The 16,452-nt window shown below is 54.7% G+C and carries 12 protein-coding genes; 6 read left to right on the forward strand and 6 right to left on the reverse strand.

Annotated features, from left to right (window positions below; genetic code table 11):
- Positions 1 to 125 precede the first annotated feature (125 nt).
- Together K239x_RS22605 and K239x_RS22610 are read left to right on the forward strand one after the other, a co-directional pair.
- Entirely contained in the window at positions 126 to 1,715 is a 1,590-nt protein-coding gene (locus K239x_RS22605) for a polyphosphate:AMP phosphotransferase (RefSeq protein WP_145420622.1), read from the forward strand.
- A 400-nt stretch (positions 1,716 to 2,115) separates the two neighbouring features.
- Complete coding sequence (locus tag K239x_RS22610) at positions 2,116 to 3,003, forward strand: SHOCT domain-containing protein (RefSeq protein ID WP_145420623.1); 888 nt, start codon at positions 2,116 to 2,118, stop codon at positions 3,001 to 3,003.
- A 101-nt stretch (positions 3,004 to 3,104) separates the two neighbouring features.
- Here K239x_RS22610 and K239x_RS22615 read toward each other — a convergent pair whose 3' ends face one another.
- Positions 3,105 to 3,800, reverse strand: coding sequence for an RsmD family RNA methyltransferase (locus tag K239x_RS22615; protein ID WP_145420624.1), 696 nt, complete (start codon positions 3,798 to 3,800; stop codon positions 3,105 to 3,107).
- A 325-nt stretch (positions 3,801 to 4,125) separates the two neighbouring features.
- Between K239x_RS22615 and K239x_RS22620 the strand changes: the two genes are divergently transcribed.
- Together K239x_RS22620 and K239x_RS22625 are read left to right on the forward strand one after the other, a co-directional pair.
- On the forward strand, positions 4,126 to 5,454 hold the full coding sequence (locus K239x_RS22620) for a peptidylprolyl isomerase (RefSeq protein WP_419189286.1): 1,329 nt from the start codon (positions 4,126 to 4,128) through the stop codon (positions 5,452 to 5,454).
- 221 nt (positions 5,455 to 5,675) lie between these two features.
- A complete protein-coding gene (locus K239x_RS22625; RefSeq protein ID WP_419189287.1) occupies positions 5,676 to 6,980 on the forward strand; it encodes a Gfo/Idh/MocA family protein in 1,305 nt (434 codons plus the stop codon).
- A 46-nt stretch (positions 6,981 to 7,026) separates the two neighbouring features.
- Here K239x_RS22625 and K239x_RS22630 read toward each other — a convergent pair whose 3' ends face one another.
- Both K239x_RS22630 and K239x_RS22635 read right to left on the reverse strand, forming a co-directional pair.
- Complete coding sequence (locus K239x_RS22630) at positions 7,027 to 7,842, reverse strand: inositol monophosphatase family protein (protein WP_145420627.1); 816 nt, start codon at positions 7,840 to 7,842, stop codon at positions 7,027 to 7,029.
- A 2-nt stretch (positions 7,843 to 7,844) separates the two neighbouring features.
- Positions 7,845 to 8,831 (reverse strand): aldo/keto reductase, encoded by a 987-nt coding sequence (locus K239x_RS22635; protein WP_145420628.1) that lies wholly within the window; start codon positions 8,829 to 8,831, stop codon positions 7,845 to 7,847.
- A gap of 303 nt (positions 8,832 to 9,134) precedes the next feature.
- Between K239x_RS22635 and K239x_RS22640 the strand changes: the two genes are divergently transcribed.
- Complete coding sequence (locus tag K239x_RS22640; protein WP_145420629.1) at positions 9,135 to 10,058, forward strand: glycosyltransferase family protein; 924 nt, start codon at positions 9,135 to 9,137, stop codon at positions 10,056 to 10,058.
- Between the two features lie 216 nt (positions 10,059 to 10,274).
- Here the strand turns inward: K239x_RS22640 and rpiB are convergent, their stop codons facing one another.
- Positions 10,275 to 10,751, reverse strand: coding sequence for a ribose 5-phosphate isomerase B (gene rpiB / locus K239x_RS22645; RefSeq protein ID WP_145420630.1), 477 nt, complete (start codon positions 10,749 to 10,751; stop codon positions 10,275 to 10,277).
- 413 nt (positions 10,752 to 11,164) lie between these two features.
- Here rpiB and K239x_RS22650 point away from each other — a divergent pair, with 413 nt between their 5' ends.
- Positions 11,165 to 12,958 (forward strand): 30S ribosomal protein S1, encoded by a 1,794-nt coding sequence (locus tag K239x_RS22650; protein ID WP_145420631.1) that lies wholly within the window; start codon positions 11,165 to 11,167, stop codon positions 12,956 to 12,958.
- Positions 12,959 to 13,098: 140 nt separating this feature from the next.
- Here the strand turns inward: K239x_RS22650 and K239x_RS22655 are convergent, their stop codons facing one another.
- Positions 13,099 to 15,699 carry a serine/threonine-protein kinase gene (locus K239x_RS22655; protein ID WP_145420632.1) on the reverse strand — a complete coding sequence of 867 codons (2,601 nt, stop codon included), beginning with the start codon at positions 15,697 to 15,699 and terminating at the stop codon, positions 13,099 to 13,101.
- A gap of 59 nt (positions 15,700 to 15,758) precedes the next feature.
- On the reverse strand, positions 15,759 to 16,334 hold the full coding sequence (locus K239x_RS22660) for an ECF-type sigma factor (protein ID WP_419189288.1): 576 nt from the start codon (positions 16,332 to 16,334) through the stop codon (positions 15,759 to 15,761).
- Positions 16,335 to 16,452: the final 118 nt, after the last annotated feature.

A 16,452-nucleotide genomic window follows, 5' to 3' on the forward strand; every position in this document is an offset into this window, starting at 1 on the left:
TTTGTTGGACAAATTCGAGTACAGAAGTTTTACAGCGAAACCGAACTCATCTAGTTTGGATGGGACATTGCATGGGGTAGCCATTGCCAACCGGTTTGAACTGCACGTTTAGGACGAAGCGTTTTATGAAACTAGCCGACTTTATTCACTCTCAGAGCATGAAGAAGAAGGAGTTTAACGCTCGTTTGCCAGTTCTTCGTGCCGAGTTGTTGGAAGCCCAGCACTCGCTCCGCAAAGCTGACTTCCCCGTCATCGTTCTTTTCGCGGGGGTCGACGGAGCTGGCAAAAGTGAAGTCGTCAATCTGTTAAACGAATGGATGGATCCGCGCTGGCTGATTAACCGTGCTTACGCTAGGCCTTCCGAATCTGGCAAAGATACGGAGCGACCCGCGTTTCGTCGTTACTGGCATGACTTGCCTCCGCGGGGGCAGATCGGATTGTTTTTGAGTGCGTGGTATTCGCAAGTGTTGCTGGGCACGGTTGCGCAGCGTGTTCCGTCCGAAGACTTTGCACGGCACGTCCAGCGGATCCGTCGTTTCGAGCGAACGTTGGCAACCGACAATGCGTTGATCCTGAAATTTTGGATGCACTTGGATCAGCGTCATCAAAAGAAACAGCTCAAGCGGCTTGAAGCCAACCCAGCAACTGCATGGCGAGTCACGCACACGGACTGGGCTCATTGGGCGATGTACAACCGCTTTGTTTCGGCTGGTGACCAGATCATTGACGCGACGGATACGCAGCAAGCGCCTTGGCGGGTCATCGACGGGGCCGATCATCGTTACCGTTCGCTCACGATCGCAGAGAACATTCTAAGTGCCATCAAATCGCGGTTGGATGGTGCCACGACATCGACTTCGGAGCCAGAGAACCACGTAATCCCAAAGACCGGAAAGGCGAAATCGAAATCGCCCGGTAAAGACTCGCGGCAGGAAAACGCCGTTCCTGGACAATTGCCGGATCAAGTTACCACCAAGTTTCAGCCCAGTCGTGTGAATTGGTTGGCTGGTGTCGACTTAAAACAAACGCTTCCCAGGAAAGACTATCTTCGTCGTTTGGCACAATCTCAAGGCGAACTCAATCGTTTGTGTCGTCAGGCAAAGCAGCACGATGTGTCGAGCCTGTTGGTGTTTGAAGGCTGGGACGCGGCGGGCAAAGGCGGATCGATTCGCCGCATTTTGCAAGCGCTGGATCCACGGAACTACCGTGTCATTCCAACCGCCGCGCCCACTGACGAGGAAAATGCGAGGCACTACCTCTGGCGGTTTTGGCGTCACCTTCCCAACGCAGGCAACATCACGATTTTTGACCGGTCGTGGTATGGTCGCGTCTTAGTCGAAAGGATCGAAGGCTTTGCTCGGAAAGACGAGTGGCAGCGTGCTTACGATGAGATCAACGAGTTCGAGCAGGAGTTGGTCGAGAGCGGAATCATGGTTTGTAAGTATTGGTTGCACATCACTCAGGAGGAGCAACTGAAAAGGTTTGAGCATCGCAAAGTAACTCCTCACAAACGGTGGAAGTTGACCGACGAGGATTGGCGGAATCGCGAAAAGTGGGACCAGTACGAAGCGGCGGTCAACGATATGATTCAGCGGACAAATACGTCTGTGGCGCCATGGATTATTGTGCCCGCCAACGACAAGTACACAGCAAGGATCCATGTTTTGGATACCGTGTGCGAGCAGCTACGCGACACGCTTCATATTTCGTCGTGAGTGCAAATCAGTACTGAACAATCTGCACCATGGGTCGGCTGTCGTCCGGGGGCGGGGAGTACTTTCGTCGCGAGAGAGCGTGCGAAACGCGGCCAAGGTTTTGCGGCCAAGATGATACAGAGGAAAATACCGCCATGCAGGAGCCCTATCGGGGCAGCAAGGGCCGGGATTGTTCCCGCGTGGACTGGGCCACGGTATTCACCAAATAGACTGCGGCAATCGACTAATTAGAGTCTACCATTCCAATGACTTCTTCTTGGCAGATTCGGGTGCAAACCTGCGCCATTTTGACAAGCCAATTCCCTTCCGCTTCAATTGTGGACGGTTTTTGAGCGGCCTTTAGTTCGCTCTGCATCCGGCAGAATTACCGGCTTCCCTTATCAACCTTTGAGACACAACTTTGTCAAACTTATCCCCCGCTGGCCAACAGTTGGTTCAACAGCTTGCTCAGCAATATGGTGTTTCCACCGACGCGGTGACTCACATGCTGATTGCGGTCTACAACGGCAATGGGACCATGGCCCAATTCAATCATCCCGAGTTTGGTGGGGCCGGCCAATGGATGCGCGGCGGAATGACGATGGTGAGCGATCTGTTCAACAACCAGCTCAAGTGCCTGGTCAACAACGTGTGCAGCGATCTTTCCAATCAGCTTGCCAACAATCAGTCCGGCACATTTACAGGATCGTTTCAATCGCAGAGCCAAAGTGGTTCGCATGATCAGACGCAAACCGCTGGTGGATCGGCGGGACAGAACAGTCTGTTCCTTCCTGACCCAAACAATAATTGGTGGCCGCCTGAATTTGGATCTCCCAGCGCGACCGGTTCGCAGAACAACGTGCGCTACGCCTACTTTGCTGACCGACGGCGGTTGGCAGTCAAAACAGGAACGTCGGTGTGGTGCTATGACACGGGCGACCATCAAATCGGTGGCTTCTCTCAACAACAGGGAGTCGGCGGTTCGATCACGTTTACAAGTCAGTTTGGTGTCGTCAATCTATCGACGTTACCGGTTGTCTCTCGCGATGGCATCGAACAGCCTTATCCTCCTGCTCCCGCCGTTGCTCCGGTCGATTCGTTCACGCAAGACGAAATGCAGGCACCGACGCCGAATCAAGGCTCGATGGACTCCAGCAACGTGTTACCGAATCCTGCCATGCCTGCGGAGCCAGTCGCCGGCGAAAACGTTTTAGATACTTTGGAGCGGCTTGGTCAGTTGCGTGAAAAAGGCATTTTGACCGACGAAGAATTTGGATTCAAAAAAGCTGAGCTTCTCAAGCGTCTTTAGAATTGCAGCGTTCGGTTCGACCCGGATGAATCGCGCGATCGAAGGCGTTTGCCAGTGCGGCATTCGTCAGCACTTGGCGTCGCCCCGCGGGCCAGTGAGAACTAAAAGTCGCAGTCGGCTGTCAATCCACATTGCATTACAGGCTCGATAAACGCCAAGCGTGTGCCGCCGTATTCTCGCAGGTCCCATTCGCCCGGCGGAAGTTTGTCGTGATCAAACGTCTTTTCGGTTTCGGCGACCAAGACGCTTCCTGGTGGCGCGTGGCGCATGAATTTTTGAATCAGGCCATTGAGCTGCTCCGTCTGTTCTTCCCAGAGAATATACGGAGGGCAAAGAAACACGATCCACGCGGTGTCGTCGTCGGGGGGGCCCAGCAAGTCGGTTCCCAGCCGAAAGGCATCGCCCTGCAGGATTTTCAGCCGGCCATCGATGGGAAGACTATCGACCGTTTTTTGAATGAAATCGATCGCTCGACGTGATTGTTCGATCGCGATCGCTTGATTGGCACCACGTGAGATCGATTCAAACGCCAACGCAGCCGTTCCAGCGAATAGATCAAACGCGATCGCGCCCTTCATGGCACGGCCAAGAATGTTAAACAAATTCTCGCGAATATTGTCTTTCATCGGACGGGTAAATTCTTCGCCGTGATACACAATCGGCCGCCCCCCCATTTCTCCGCCGATGATGCGAAGTTTGGTGGGTTTGGTTTTTGCGTCCGGTTTCCTGCGGCCAGCTCCTGACGAAAAATGTTTCTTGGGCGGTTTTCGGTTCGGCTTCTTCTTTTTGGCAGGCATGTTTTCCGCGTTCGCGGTGTTGTTTCGGCAAATCAGTCAGAGCAAGATCCCAGCGGGTATCACTGCGCCAGTATAGCGTTCAAGAGTGAATTGCAATCAGGCGAACAGTTTGCGAACCAGGGGCACCCTTTGGGCGTACAATGCCAGGGGTGCATCATCGCGGAGCGACTGGTGCACATCGATTGAGACCTTGATCGAGTAAGATTGCGTCTGCACCCTCTAATTTTGATTTCCCTTCCGGTGTGCCGGCCCCTTTCGGTGTGCCTGCCCCTTCCGCTGCGTCTGCACCGTCCCAATGACTTTCGAATACGACGAACCGACACTGATGCCCCGTTCTTGTTCGAGCCCTCTGAAGTGGTTTTTGGGGTTGCTGGTTTTTGCGACGACCGCTGCGGGCGGCGCCGAGTGTTTTGGGCAGGATTCCGACCTGGGGACCGACAAGTCGTCAACGAGCAGCGAGCCTGACGACAAAGCAGTGGAGCCAGTAATCGTGTCGGGAAAGACGGAGCAAGATATTTTGGGCTCGTTGCCTCCCGACGTGCTGGCCGCCGGCGAGAAGGCGAAAGCCGAGTTCCAGGAATTGAAGCAGAAACTTTCTGCGACGCTGCTGGAAATGCGGAAGACTTACATTCGGTATCAGAACGATGAAGTCCGCAACCCAGTTGCCAGAGATCGCTACCGGCAAACGCGAAACGACGCCCGCGACTTGATGAATCAGATGTTCGAATCGGGGTTGGATGTCATTCGTCAGATGCCCGATCAAGAAGTGTTGCAGTATGTACTGACAATCATTGAACACCGGCTGAAGCATGGTTTTTACGACCTGTCTTCGATGGAGGCCGGAGCCAGATTGATCGACGGCGGATTTCGGAATCCTTTTCTTTTCCCGGCAACGATGAGGGCGGCAATTGTCGGTGGCGACTTTACGCTCGCCAGAAAATTGTCCGAAGCACTGGATGTCGAAAAACTGGAGGAGCCCGATCAAAAGCTGATTTTCTATATGGACGAATTAGAAAAACAATTCAAAAGCGATCAGGAAATCCAAGCCAAGGACGACGTGAAGAACAATAATCCGCGTGCGAAAATGTTCACGACGCGCGGCGAAGTCACCATCGAGTTGTTTATCAATCAGGCTCCATCAACCGTAGCAAATTTTATCCAGTTGGCCGAGAAAGGGTATTTCGATGGGCTTGATTTTTACCAAGTGATCGATGACCTGTTGGCACTGACGGGAGATGAATCGGGTACGGGGGAAGGCCATACGGGCAAGTTTTTAGTGGACGAACACGACCGCCCGGATTCTCGTTACGGATTGTACGGGTCGTTGGTCATGGCCAAGCATCCCTTACCGGGAGGTGATTTTGTGCCCAATTCGGCGAGCGCACAATTCGCGATCTTGCTGCTACCGGTCGGATCGGTTTCCGAAAAACAAACCGTGTTTGGACGTGTGATCAAGGGCATGGATGTGATCAGCGAGCTACGCCGTGTTGACCCATCCAAAAAGAAAGAGAAAACGCAGATCGTGCTTCCACCCGACCGCGTCATGTCCATCGAAATGATTCGCCGCCCCGAGGAATTGCCTGAAGTGAAGTATTTTGATCCTCGTCAGGCGACTCCTGAAATGATGGCCCCCATGATGCCGCCAGCGAATTGATCCACGGGGGGCGGTGGGCTTCAGCCACCATCAAGGTGCCCAATGAGTTTGAACTCTCTCCCGTGGCCGTCTATCCTAGAATTCTCAGCCTAGCAGACCGCCCCGCTGGTTTGCTCCAGCGATTCTGAATTGCGAATTGAATGCCGACTCCCCACAACAGACCGACATCTGATAAGTTTTCGAGCTCGTCTCGCCGAAGGTTTATTCAAAGCGGCGGATTCATGTTGGCTGGTGGCGCTATCGCTGCCGGCAACGCAGCGATTGGTAGGTCGGCGCATGCGTTTGGTAGTGATGCCATCAAAATTGGCGTCGTTGGTTGCGGGCGACGCGGCATTCGCGCAGCGCTGGAAGCTCTCAATACCGGAGCGAAGAATTCGGTTTCCCGAGATGCGCCGGGGGAACGAATCAAGTCGGGCCGTGACAGTGCCAGTGGCCATTTCAACGGCAGAGTCGAACTGGTCGCAATGGCGGATGCATTCAACGACAACCTGCACAGAGCCTACCGCACGATCAAGGGGCATCACACTGGTTGTGTCCAGTCAGGTTTGCCACGGCACTGCGGCCTGGATGGTTTTCGCGGCGTGATGAACAGCGACGCCGATGTTGTGATCCTGGCAACGCCGCCAGCTTTTCGCCCCGCACATTTCGAGGCTGCGATTGACGCTGGAAAGCACGTGTTCATGGAGAAGCCGGTCGCCGCTGATTTCGAGGGCGTTCGGCGAGTCATGGCCGCGGGGCGCAAGGCGGAAGAAAAGGGCTTGGCGGTCCAGGTGGGTTTTCAAAGACGCCATGACCAGCGATATCAGGAAACCATTGCTCAGTTGCGTGGCGGTATCATCGATGACGTTCTTATGACGCGAGCGTATTGCAATACGAGTCAGGTTTCGCTGCCGCGGCGGCGTGCCAGCGAATCAGAACTGGAGTACCAAATCAGGAACTGGTCGGCTTTCGATTGGCTGGGCGGTGATTTGTTTGTCGAGCATCACGTTCAGAATCTTGACGTTATCAATTGGCTGATGGATGCTCATCCCGAGGAAGCCAGTGGACAGGGAGGACAAACTGCGTTTGCATCTTTGGCCCAAAGTCGTTCGGACGATCAAGGTCTGTCGGGTGATGCCGATTTGTTTCATCAGCAGATGGTCGAATTTACTTACGCCGGCGGTGCAAAGTTGCTGAGCCAGTCACGGCGAAGCAAAGGATGTTGGAACAAGGTCGGCGAGTTTGCTTTGTGTGCCGGCGGATCGGCGGATATCGCTGGGGCCAAGATCTATGACCGCAGCAATAAACTGATTTGGAAAAGCGATGCCGTGTCGACCAAAGGCAGCGGTTGGCAGGTGCAGCAAGACAATTTCTTTGCCGCTTTGCGACAAGGGAAATGCCCCAACGAGACAGCGTCAGCAGCCGAAAGCACGATGACGGCTTTGCTGGGACGGATTGCTTCGCAGCGAGGGCAGAGCGTTACTTGGGATGAAGCCACTAAATGCCAAGAGAGCCACGTTCGCGTCGAATCGCTCGTGATGACTTGATCAGCGTTTTCCGTTTCCTGCCGGGGTAAAAGTAAACTCGCTGCGGCTACGGCAGGTGTTTCGCCGTGATGGAGATCATGGCATCGTGAAGATGCTGGTTGCTGGCGACGACACTGGATAGTCCGATCGTTAGGGCATCTCCGCCCGCGTCGGTGACTTTGCCACCTGCTTCTTCGACGAATAGACGACCGGCTGCAAAATCCCAAGGCGAAAGTTGGTACTCAAAGAATCCGCCCAGGTGACCGCAGCCAACCATGCACAGATCCAGCGTCGCGGCGCCAAACCGGCGGATGCCATGGATGTCTTGTTCAAAGAACGACTGAATTGCTGAAAGCGTGCTACGCATCATCTCGCCGCGATCGTAGTAGAACCCACAACCGATCAGGCTGTTGGACAACGAGGTGGCATCATCGACACGCACGGCCATGCCGTTCAGAAAAGCTCCGCCGCCGCGGACAGCTTGATACAGTTCATCGCGTGCGGGATTAAAGACAACACCAACAATCGGTACGCCATTGTGGTAGTAGGCGATCGAGACGGCAAACTGTGGCAATTTGTGGGCGTAGTTGTTGGTGCCGTCCAACGGGTCAATGATCCACAGATGCTGGGCGTCGGGATTGCCTTTGAGTTCCTCTTCACCCAGCAGTTCGTGATCGGGAAACTGCGATCGAATGTGCCCTGCGACAGCTTGCTCGCTTTCCAAGTCCGCATCGCTGACCAAGTCGTAACTCTTGCCGCCGTTGTCGGACTTGTTGCGCATCTGCACACCGTCCCGCAGATATCGCATCAGAATCTCGCCGCCTAATTTTGCGGCCGTGATGGCAGTTTCTAAAAGAACGTCGGTGTCGGGAGTTTGATTCATGATTACTTGCCGCTATACCAAACACCGCGGTGCCAATTGTGGCGCCGTAGTTGGATCAAAAGGGTTTCGGAGAGGTCTTTTAAGTCGCTGGTGTTCGTGTTCATTTGAACTTGGTCGACGTTTCTCATACCGGCGATCACCGTGCTGACTTCGCTGCTGGCCAAAACGAATTTCAGTGCGATGTCGGCCAACGAGTATTGATCGGAGACGCCGAACTTTTCGAGGTCTTCGCGGATGGCGTCGACTCGATCGGCCGTTCGTTGCATTCGATCTCCGGCAAAGAAACCGGAGCGGAAATCGCCGGCTGAAAATTGGTGGTTCGCATCGTACTTTCCCGTCAACGCGCCTTCGTCTAGTGCCACACGAACGATGACGCCGGTGCCGGTTTCCGCAGCGACGGGCAAGATCTGTGCGGCAGCTTCTTGATCGAACAAGTTGTAAATCACTTGCACAACATCAACCAATCCATCTCGCATCAATTGGATCACGCAGGACTGATCTTGCTCGGGCGTGCTCACGCCGATCAAGTTGATTTTGCCTTCGTCGCGAAGTTGTCGCAAAACCATCAACGGCTGCGGGTCATCGTTCCAAGCCCGTGTCCAAGTATGCAGTTGAAGTAAGTCGATTCGCTCGACGCCCAAGTTTAGCAGACGCTGGTTAACGTTTGATCGCAGGTAAGCGGCGCTGTAGCGATCTTGCCAGCGGCAGTAAGGGCTGGGTGGCCAGGGACCAGCGTCGGGCGGCGTTTTGGTCGCGACATGAACGGTTTCGCTGCGCTGCTTCAAGACGCTAGCAATGACTTTTTCGCTGCGACCATCCCCATAGCCTTGGGCGGTGTCGATGAAGTTCACACCTGCATCGATGGCCGCATTGAGAGCTGCGGCTGAATCATTGTCGTCCTGACCGCCCCATTGCCCTCCCAAAGCCCAGGCTCCGAATCCGATCTCTGAAACTTGAGGGCCGTTAGCACCGAGGGGCCGAAATCGCATTTTGATCCGATTTAATAAAGAGGACGGACGGGGAGAATGTTAACTTTTGCCGATTAGTCGGTTGAATCGTAGGGGGCTTCGCCAAACTTCCCCGCTTTCCAAAAAGCGAACAGCGATCGCCTTAACTATGTGCACGACACTTTCCGACCTTGAAAGAGTGACAATCGCGTCGCGATCAGCTGGTAGGGTGTTTCCCGCGGAAAGCTGAATTCGTCGTGCCAGCGGTGTTGGGATCTCTCCCGACTCGTTGTGCCATTTAAGTAATCCGCGTTTCAACGCGGCCCTCCTGTCGGGTGTTCGTCGGTGCCAAAGATCCCTTCGATTCCAAGACTGTCCATCATCGTTCCATTGGGTGCGGACGCTTCGTCGTTTGAAGAAACGCTGGTCAGCGTTCTGGAAAACCGTCCCTCGGGGTGCGAAATCATTGTCGCCCACGATGGCAGCTACAGTGATCCCTTTGATCTCAGCGAGGAAGTACGGTTTGTCGTTTCGCCCTCCAGCGAGCTAATTGATTCGATCACCGCTGGCGCAGACGCCGCAAAAGCTCGCTTCGTTCACGTTTTGGCTCCGGGATTCCGTGCGATCGAAGACTGGACGGGGCCTGCATTGGCCAAGTTTGAAAATCACGATGCCGCGGTGGTCGCACCAGTGATCTGCCGCGAAGACGACGAAAGTGTGGTCGCCGCAGGCTGGCAAGATACTTCGTTTCGGTTGTGCCAACCCGTTGGCGATGGCCAAGCGACCGTCGGGCGACAAGCCGCTGCATCCGTGACAGGGGCGTACTTGCAAGCGAGTTTTTGGCGTAAAGAAGTGCTTCAATCGCTCGCGTCGTCGTTTGATGCTCCGACTGTCGGGGAAGCAACCTACGCCTATGCTCATTTGCTCAATCAAGCTGGTTGGCGTTGTGTGCTGGCCGAAGAGTCGATTTTGACGACCACCCAGCGGGCATCCGATTGGGACGTTTCGACGTACAAACGAGGTCGCCACTACCGCGCGATTCGCAAAGCAGTTACGCTCCGCGAAAAGACGATGCCGCTGTTGATCAACCTGCTGCGTGGTATTACGCATCCCTCTTCGTTTGCTGAAACGATTGGCCAAGCCAGCTATCGCAGCAAGATGGCATCTACCAAGCGACGATTGCAGTTCGACCAAGTCGTGCAGTATGTCGACCGGAGCGTGATTCCGATGCATGCGTCTCAGTCAATCACGCGGCGAAGAGCGGCCTAGGGACTGAATCAAACCGCGCCGTGTCGTTGCAAAACGCCGGAAAACGTTGGGTTTGCATATCTGATAGGCAGAGAGTCGGCGGTCAACGACAACGCGGAACCTTCGCCAGCGATTCCGGCAATCACTCTTTTTAATTGCTTGCGATCGCAAAGCTGGCTGAAGCTCGCGAACTTAGAAACCACGCTTGGCCGTCGTTTCGATCAGAGGTCGTGTCGATCAAAGCGTGTCGAGTCCGCGCTTTTCGATGTCCAGCACTTTATCCAATCGGCGTTGGTGACGTTCTTGCGGTTCGTACTTGGCTCCCAAGAACGATTCGATGATCTCAAACGCCAGTTCGCTGCCGATGATGCGTCCGCCGATGCATAGCACATTCATGTCATCGTGCTCGACACCTTGATGGGCCGAGTATGTGTCGTGGCAGATGGACGCTCGGATGCCGGGAATCTTGTTGGCCGCGACACTGACTCCGACCCCGCTGCCGCAGATCAGCAGGCCTTTGTCTGCGCGGCCCTGGACGATTTCGCGAGCCACCGCGATGGCAAAATCTGGGTAGTCACAGCTTTCGCCGGAGTTGGTTCCGCAGTCGATGACTTGGCTGACTCGATCACCAAAGTGCTCTGCGACGGCTTGTTTGAGTGGGAATCCGGCGTGGTCGCCGCCAAGTGCCAAGCGGATGGATTGGGAATGATTCATGTCAAAAATGGTTGTCGCAAAAGGGAGCAATCGCGTCAGAACAGCCGTCAAACGGAGCTGAATTGATACGACGACGCAGGCAAGTTGCCAACGGGGCAGTCGCTTAACGTGCGATTTTGGTCATCGGCTGGAGCCAGATGCCGTGAAAACGCCCGTTTTCTGCGTGAAACTGCGGCGTTAGACATTGTGACGAATTTTGGGCTTTGCTACTTTACCCAATCACTTTTGCAGTACTTGGTGCCCCAATTGGTCCGATTTAGCTAAAGAGGCCAGGCAGGCGTAAATACAGCACGCAGTATGCAAAGCCAGTTGTGTTGATTGGCAAGACGGAGTTTCGTTTCTCTAACCCCCGAACTTTCTCGGCCAGATTGCCCTCTTGGGTTGGCTAGAAAGGTCATTGGTATTTCATCTCTATGGTTAATCGTAACCTCATCCGCTCCCTCGAAGACGACGACATCCTCAACGAATTGGCCCTGCTGGCCCCCGAGGAAGAAGCGGAACAATGGCTCATCGAAGCCTTTGAAGCAGAACAACAAGAATACGCACAAGGGCGCATCGTCGATGGGCGCATCGTCGAAATCAACGATGAGTGGGCACTTATCGACGTTGGATTCAAAAGTGAAGGCACGGTCAGCCTGAACGAATGGGGGCCCGAAGAAGAAACGCCAAAAGTTGGCGATACGGTCAAAGTCCTGATCGAAGAGATGGAGGACGAACTGGGGCGCGCCGACGACCCGTACGGCATGATCTCGCTGAGCAAAAGCAAAGCGGAAAAGATCATCGAATGGGAAAAAATCATCGAAACCATTGGCGAAGGCCAAGTGGTTACCGGTACCGTCATTCGCAAGATCAAAGGCGGTTTGCTGGTCGACATCGGCGTGAATGTTTTCTTGCCGGGTAGCCAGGTCGACATCCGTCGTCCCGGCGACATCGGCGATTTCATCGGCCGCGTGATCCAAGCCGAAGTGCTGAAGATCGACGACACCCGTCGCAACATCGTCATCAGTCGTCGTTCGCTGATCGAGAACCAACGCGAAGAAGATCGCGCGTACTTGATGAAGGAATTGGAAGTCAACCAAGTCCGCAAAGGTATCGTCAAGAACATCGCCGACTTCGGTGCGTTCGTCGACCTTGGCGGCATCGACGGTTTGCTTCACATCACCGACATGGCTTGGGAGCGAATTGGCCACCCAACCGAAATGGTTTCGATCGACCAAGAGATCGAAGTCAAGGTTCTGCACATCGACCGCGAAAAGCAAAAAATTGCTTTGGGCATGAAGCAGAAAGATCGCAACCCGTGGGAAAACATCGAGACGAAGTACCCTGTGGACACAACCCACAAAGGCGAAGTCGTCAACGTGATGAGCTACGGTGCGTTCGTCAAACTCGAACCGGGCATCGAAGGCCTGGTTCACATTTCGGAGATGAGTTGGACCAAACGGGTGAATCACCCGAGCGAGTTGGTCGAAATCGGTGCCGAAATCGACGTCAAGATTCTGGGTGTCGACCCCGAAGGCCAACAGCTTTCACTGGGTATGAAGCAAACCCAAAAGAACCCTTGGGACGAAGTCATCAACCGCTACCCCGAAGGCAGCGATGTCAAAGGCAAAGTGCGGAATCTTACCAACTACGGTGCGTTCATCGAGTTGGAAGAAGGTATCGACGGCTTGCTGCACGTCAGCGACATGTCATGGACTCGCAAGATTGGTCACCCCAGCGAGTTGCTGGAGAAGGGTCAAGAGTTGGACTGCCGCGTGTTGAGCGTCGACGAAGAGCGACGTCGTATCGCACTGGGTCTGAAGCAACTTGATAACGACCCATGGGATGGCGACATTCCAGACAAGTACCAGCCTGGCCAATTGGTCAAAGGTGCCGTGACGAAGATCACCAACTTCGGTGTCTTCATCGGCCTGGAAGACGGCTTGGAAGGTTTGCTGCACATCAGCGAATTGTCCGACGACAAGATCGAAGATCCCGAAACCGTCGTCAAAGTTGGCGACGAGATCGAAGTCAAGGTTCTGCGAGTCGACACTGACGAACGCAAGATCGGTCTTTCTCTCAAACGAGTCGAATGGGGCGAAGAGCAAGAGAAGGCCGCAGCAGCAGCCGAAGCCGCCGAGAGTGGCGTGCCGGCTCAAGAAGGTGACCTCAAGGGTGGTCTGGGCAGCGGCGAAGGCCCGTTGTTCTCTGCCGGTGGCGGCGAGTAAATCTCGCAGCCCAGTTGAAAAACAAAACGCCGTCCGGATCATTTCCGGGCGGCGTTTTTCGTAGCCTTTCCCAAGTCCCGTCAGCGGCTAATGGTTAACCGTCGTTAACCGCTGCCTTGGAGCGGTTGCCCCGTCTGGCACTACTGTGTCGCGCGGCGGTACGACGCCGCAACGTCTTTCGTACGTCTATGATCCGGGCCAAGGGTTTCGGTCAGGATCGCCAATGATTCGGCCAACAGCTCCTTCGCTTCTCTCGACTTGACGTTTCGCTTGTGCAACTGAATGCCCAGTACTCTCAACGCATTGGCAGTTCGCGGTTGACGTCCGTAGGCCTTGCGAGCCAATGCGATTCCCTCTCGTAAGAAGACTTCGGCCTTTTCATGCTCGCCGGCTGCGAACATGCGTACCGATTGGTCAACTTGAATGTGGTTGACGATCGGATGCAATTCACCCAACGCTTTCTTCGTTAGTTCCATGACCTCCTGTACCTGCTGGTAGGCCAGTTCGTTCTCCCTGATCTGCCAATTGATCGTCGCATTGATCGCCAGCATGGATGCTTTGCCATACAGCCCGCCGTCAGGTGCCTTTGCCAAGAAAATGCCTGCCTTTGCAAGTGATCCCATCGCTCGCGCGATGTCGTGTTCGGTTCGGCTATAGATGGCATCGCCTGTCAGTGCGATTGCCATTTCGTACGGATCAGCATTTGCCTGACTCTCGCGAATCTTCACCACTTCGCGGAGAATCTTTCCCGCAGCGCGGTACTGAGCAGCGCTTCCGCGCGAATCTTCAAGCATGATGAGTCCATAAATCAGCTTTTCATTTGCGGTTTCGGGACTATCGGCGCCGTGAACTCGTTCGCGAATCTCGATGGCTTCGGCCAGCATCTGTTTCGATTCGTCGTGTCGGCCCTGGATGTACCTCGCTATTCCGAAAGTCGTTAGCGTATCGGCCAGTTCTTGGCCTTGTGATTCACTCGCACTGCGGTGAATGTCCATCGCAGTTTGCAGCATTGAGATCGCTTCGTCGAGAGAACCAAGCCCTAGATACACCCGGGCAATCTCTGTCATCAACGATGCGCGAACGATGGGTTGATCCTGCAACTTGGTTTCAATCATTCGCGAACCGCGCTGCAACAAATCGCGAACGGTGGGATCGGTTGGCTGATCCGGACGAGCCCCGAATTGGTAGCCAAGCACACCAAGACGATCGGTTTGTTGAAAAACACCGACCATAAAATCCGATACTTCTTGTGCCATTTTCGCTTGCCGGCGAGATTCGTTCGCCGATGCGATCGACTTTTGTTGAGCCTTCTGGGCGTCGATGCGTAGCGCCGCTTCGGATTCCGCAAGGCGGTTGGCGCGGCTTGCGGCAGCAACGGCTTCGCTTGCCTTTTGTTCGGCACGGTTCTTTTCGCTTTCGGCGCGAATCCATTGGGTGCTGGTGCCAACGACTCCCGCGATCAAACTTGCCAGCAGCACCGCTCCCATCGCCACGCCCACTCGATTGCGGCGAACGAATTTGCGCACGCGGTATCCAAGCGTGTCTTTACATGCGCGAACCGTATGGCCTGATAGATACCGCCGGATGTCTTCGGAAAATTGATCCACGGTCCCGTACCGTCGCGAAGCCTCTTTGCGAAGGGCCATCAAGACGATGGTTCCCAAGTCACCCGAGAGATCGCGGCGGAGTCTGGTCACAGACGACTTGCGTCGGGTCGCGATTTCTTGCTCGGTCTTTCGGTCGCTTTGATTGATTGGGCGATCGATTGCCAAGCGCGGGTGCAGCGGCTGGACTTGTTGAATCATTCGGACCAGTTGCTGTGGATCACCGGTTTGGACGTCATAGGGTGCTCGACCCGTCAACAGCCCGTACAGCACAATGCCCAAGGAATAGACGTCCGACGACGTCGTCGGCGCGTCGCCGCGAGCTTGCTCGGGGCTTGCGTAGGCGGGGGTTAAAACGCGGTAGGCGGTTTGAGTTTCTTCATTGTCGAAGCCAGGTTTCGGCTCGGTCAGTTTGGCGATGCCAAAGTCGATCAGTTTTACTTGCCCATCGTCAGTCACCAAAATGTTGCTGGGTTTGATGTCGCGGTGAATGATGGCGTTGCGGTGCGCAAATTGGACTGCGTCGCAAACATCGGTGAACAATGTCAATCGATCCGCGACGTTCAGTTCGTTTTGATCGCAGTAATGATCGATGCGTTTACCATCGACATAGTCCATGACCAAGTAAGCGATTCCGTCGTCGGTCATTCCTGCATCGATCAGGCTGGCAATGCTGGGGTGCTCGCCCAAGGCTGCCGCGAACTGCGCTTCGTCTCGAAAACGCCGCATCATCTCGTCGTGACCAAAGCCAAGACGCAAGACTTTGATGGCGACTTGCTGCGTCGGTCCTGCTGTTCGCTCGGCTAGGTAAACCGCGCCCATCCCGCCACGGCCTATTTCGCGAAGCACGGTGAACGGTCCAATGGTTCGTCCCACCAAAGACTGAGGACGCGATGCTGCCGAAGACGACCCAAGTTTTTCATGCAAATCAATGGCTGCCGGAGCCAAGAAATCACTCGCTTCGGATTCAGCGTCACGCTCCAAGAGACCGACGACACGCGACATCAATTGCAAATCGTCTCCACAAGCCTGCTTCAGATAATCCTTTCTTTCCCCCGACTCGAGCTCGATCGCCATGGAGAAAATCTCCATCTCGCTGTCGTGATCACCTGGGCGTGACGACGGACCGGATGTCATGGCACTAGGACTCGCAGGTTGGGCGAAGGAAATCGTTTATCAACCTGATAGTAACAAGATTATTCGGATTGGGTATTATCTAAGCGATCGCGCAGCCAGGCCCGCGCGTACCTCCATTCACGATTTACTGTAGCGAGTGACAAACTCATTTGATCAGCGATTTCCTGTTGGGACATTCCGCCAAAAAATCGCAACTCGACGATCCGGCTCGTTCGCTCACGCTGATTTGCCAGTTCCTGCAAAGCTTGGTCCAGTTCAATCAAATCCACGCCCGCTTGTTTTTCCATCACGTCGATGGCGTAGTCCAGCGACACCGCGACCTGGTTTCCTTGGCGGCGTTTTGCCTTTCTTGCACGAGCGTGATCGATAAGGACATGCCGCATCGCGCGGACCATCGAGCCAAAAAAGTAGGCCCGGTCAGGCATCGACTCCAACGCGTTGGACTTCAGCAATCGCAGCGCCGCTTCGTTGATCAAGGCGCTGGGCTGCAACGTGTGCGAGGCTCGTTCTTGCTGCATCAAAGCCGACGCCGCCCCGTGCAATTCATCCAGTGCAGCGGCGAACAGCTTGGCTTGAGCGGATTCGTCGCCCGTCTTGGCTCGCTGCAGGATGACCGTCAGTTCTTCGGGTTCCACGTCGGGAAGCTCATGGGGGCAGAGTAGAGTTTGTGAACAAGTGTGCGCTGACGAATCGGTCAGAGCGAATTTCTAAGAAAAGGATGACATCATCTCGGCAATTTGTACGCAGGTTCTT

This window comes from Stieleria marina (assembly GCA_007741555.1).
In the GTDB taxonomy this organism is placed as follows: Bacteria; Planctomycetota; Planctomycetia; order Pirellulales; family Pirellulaceae; genus K23-9.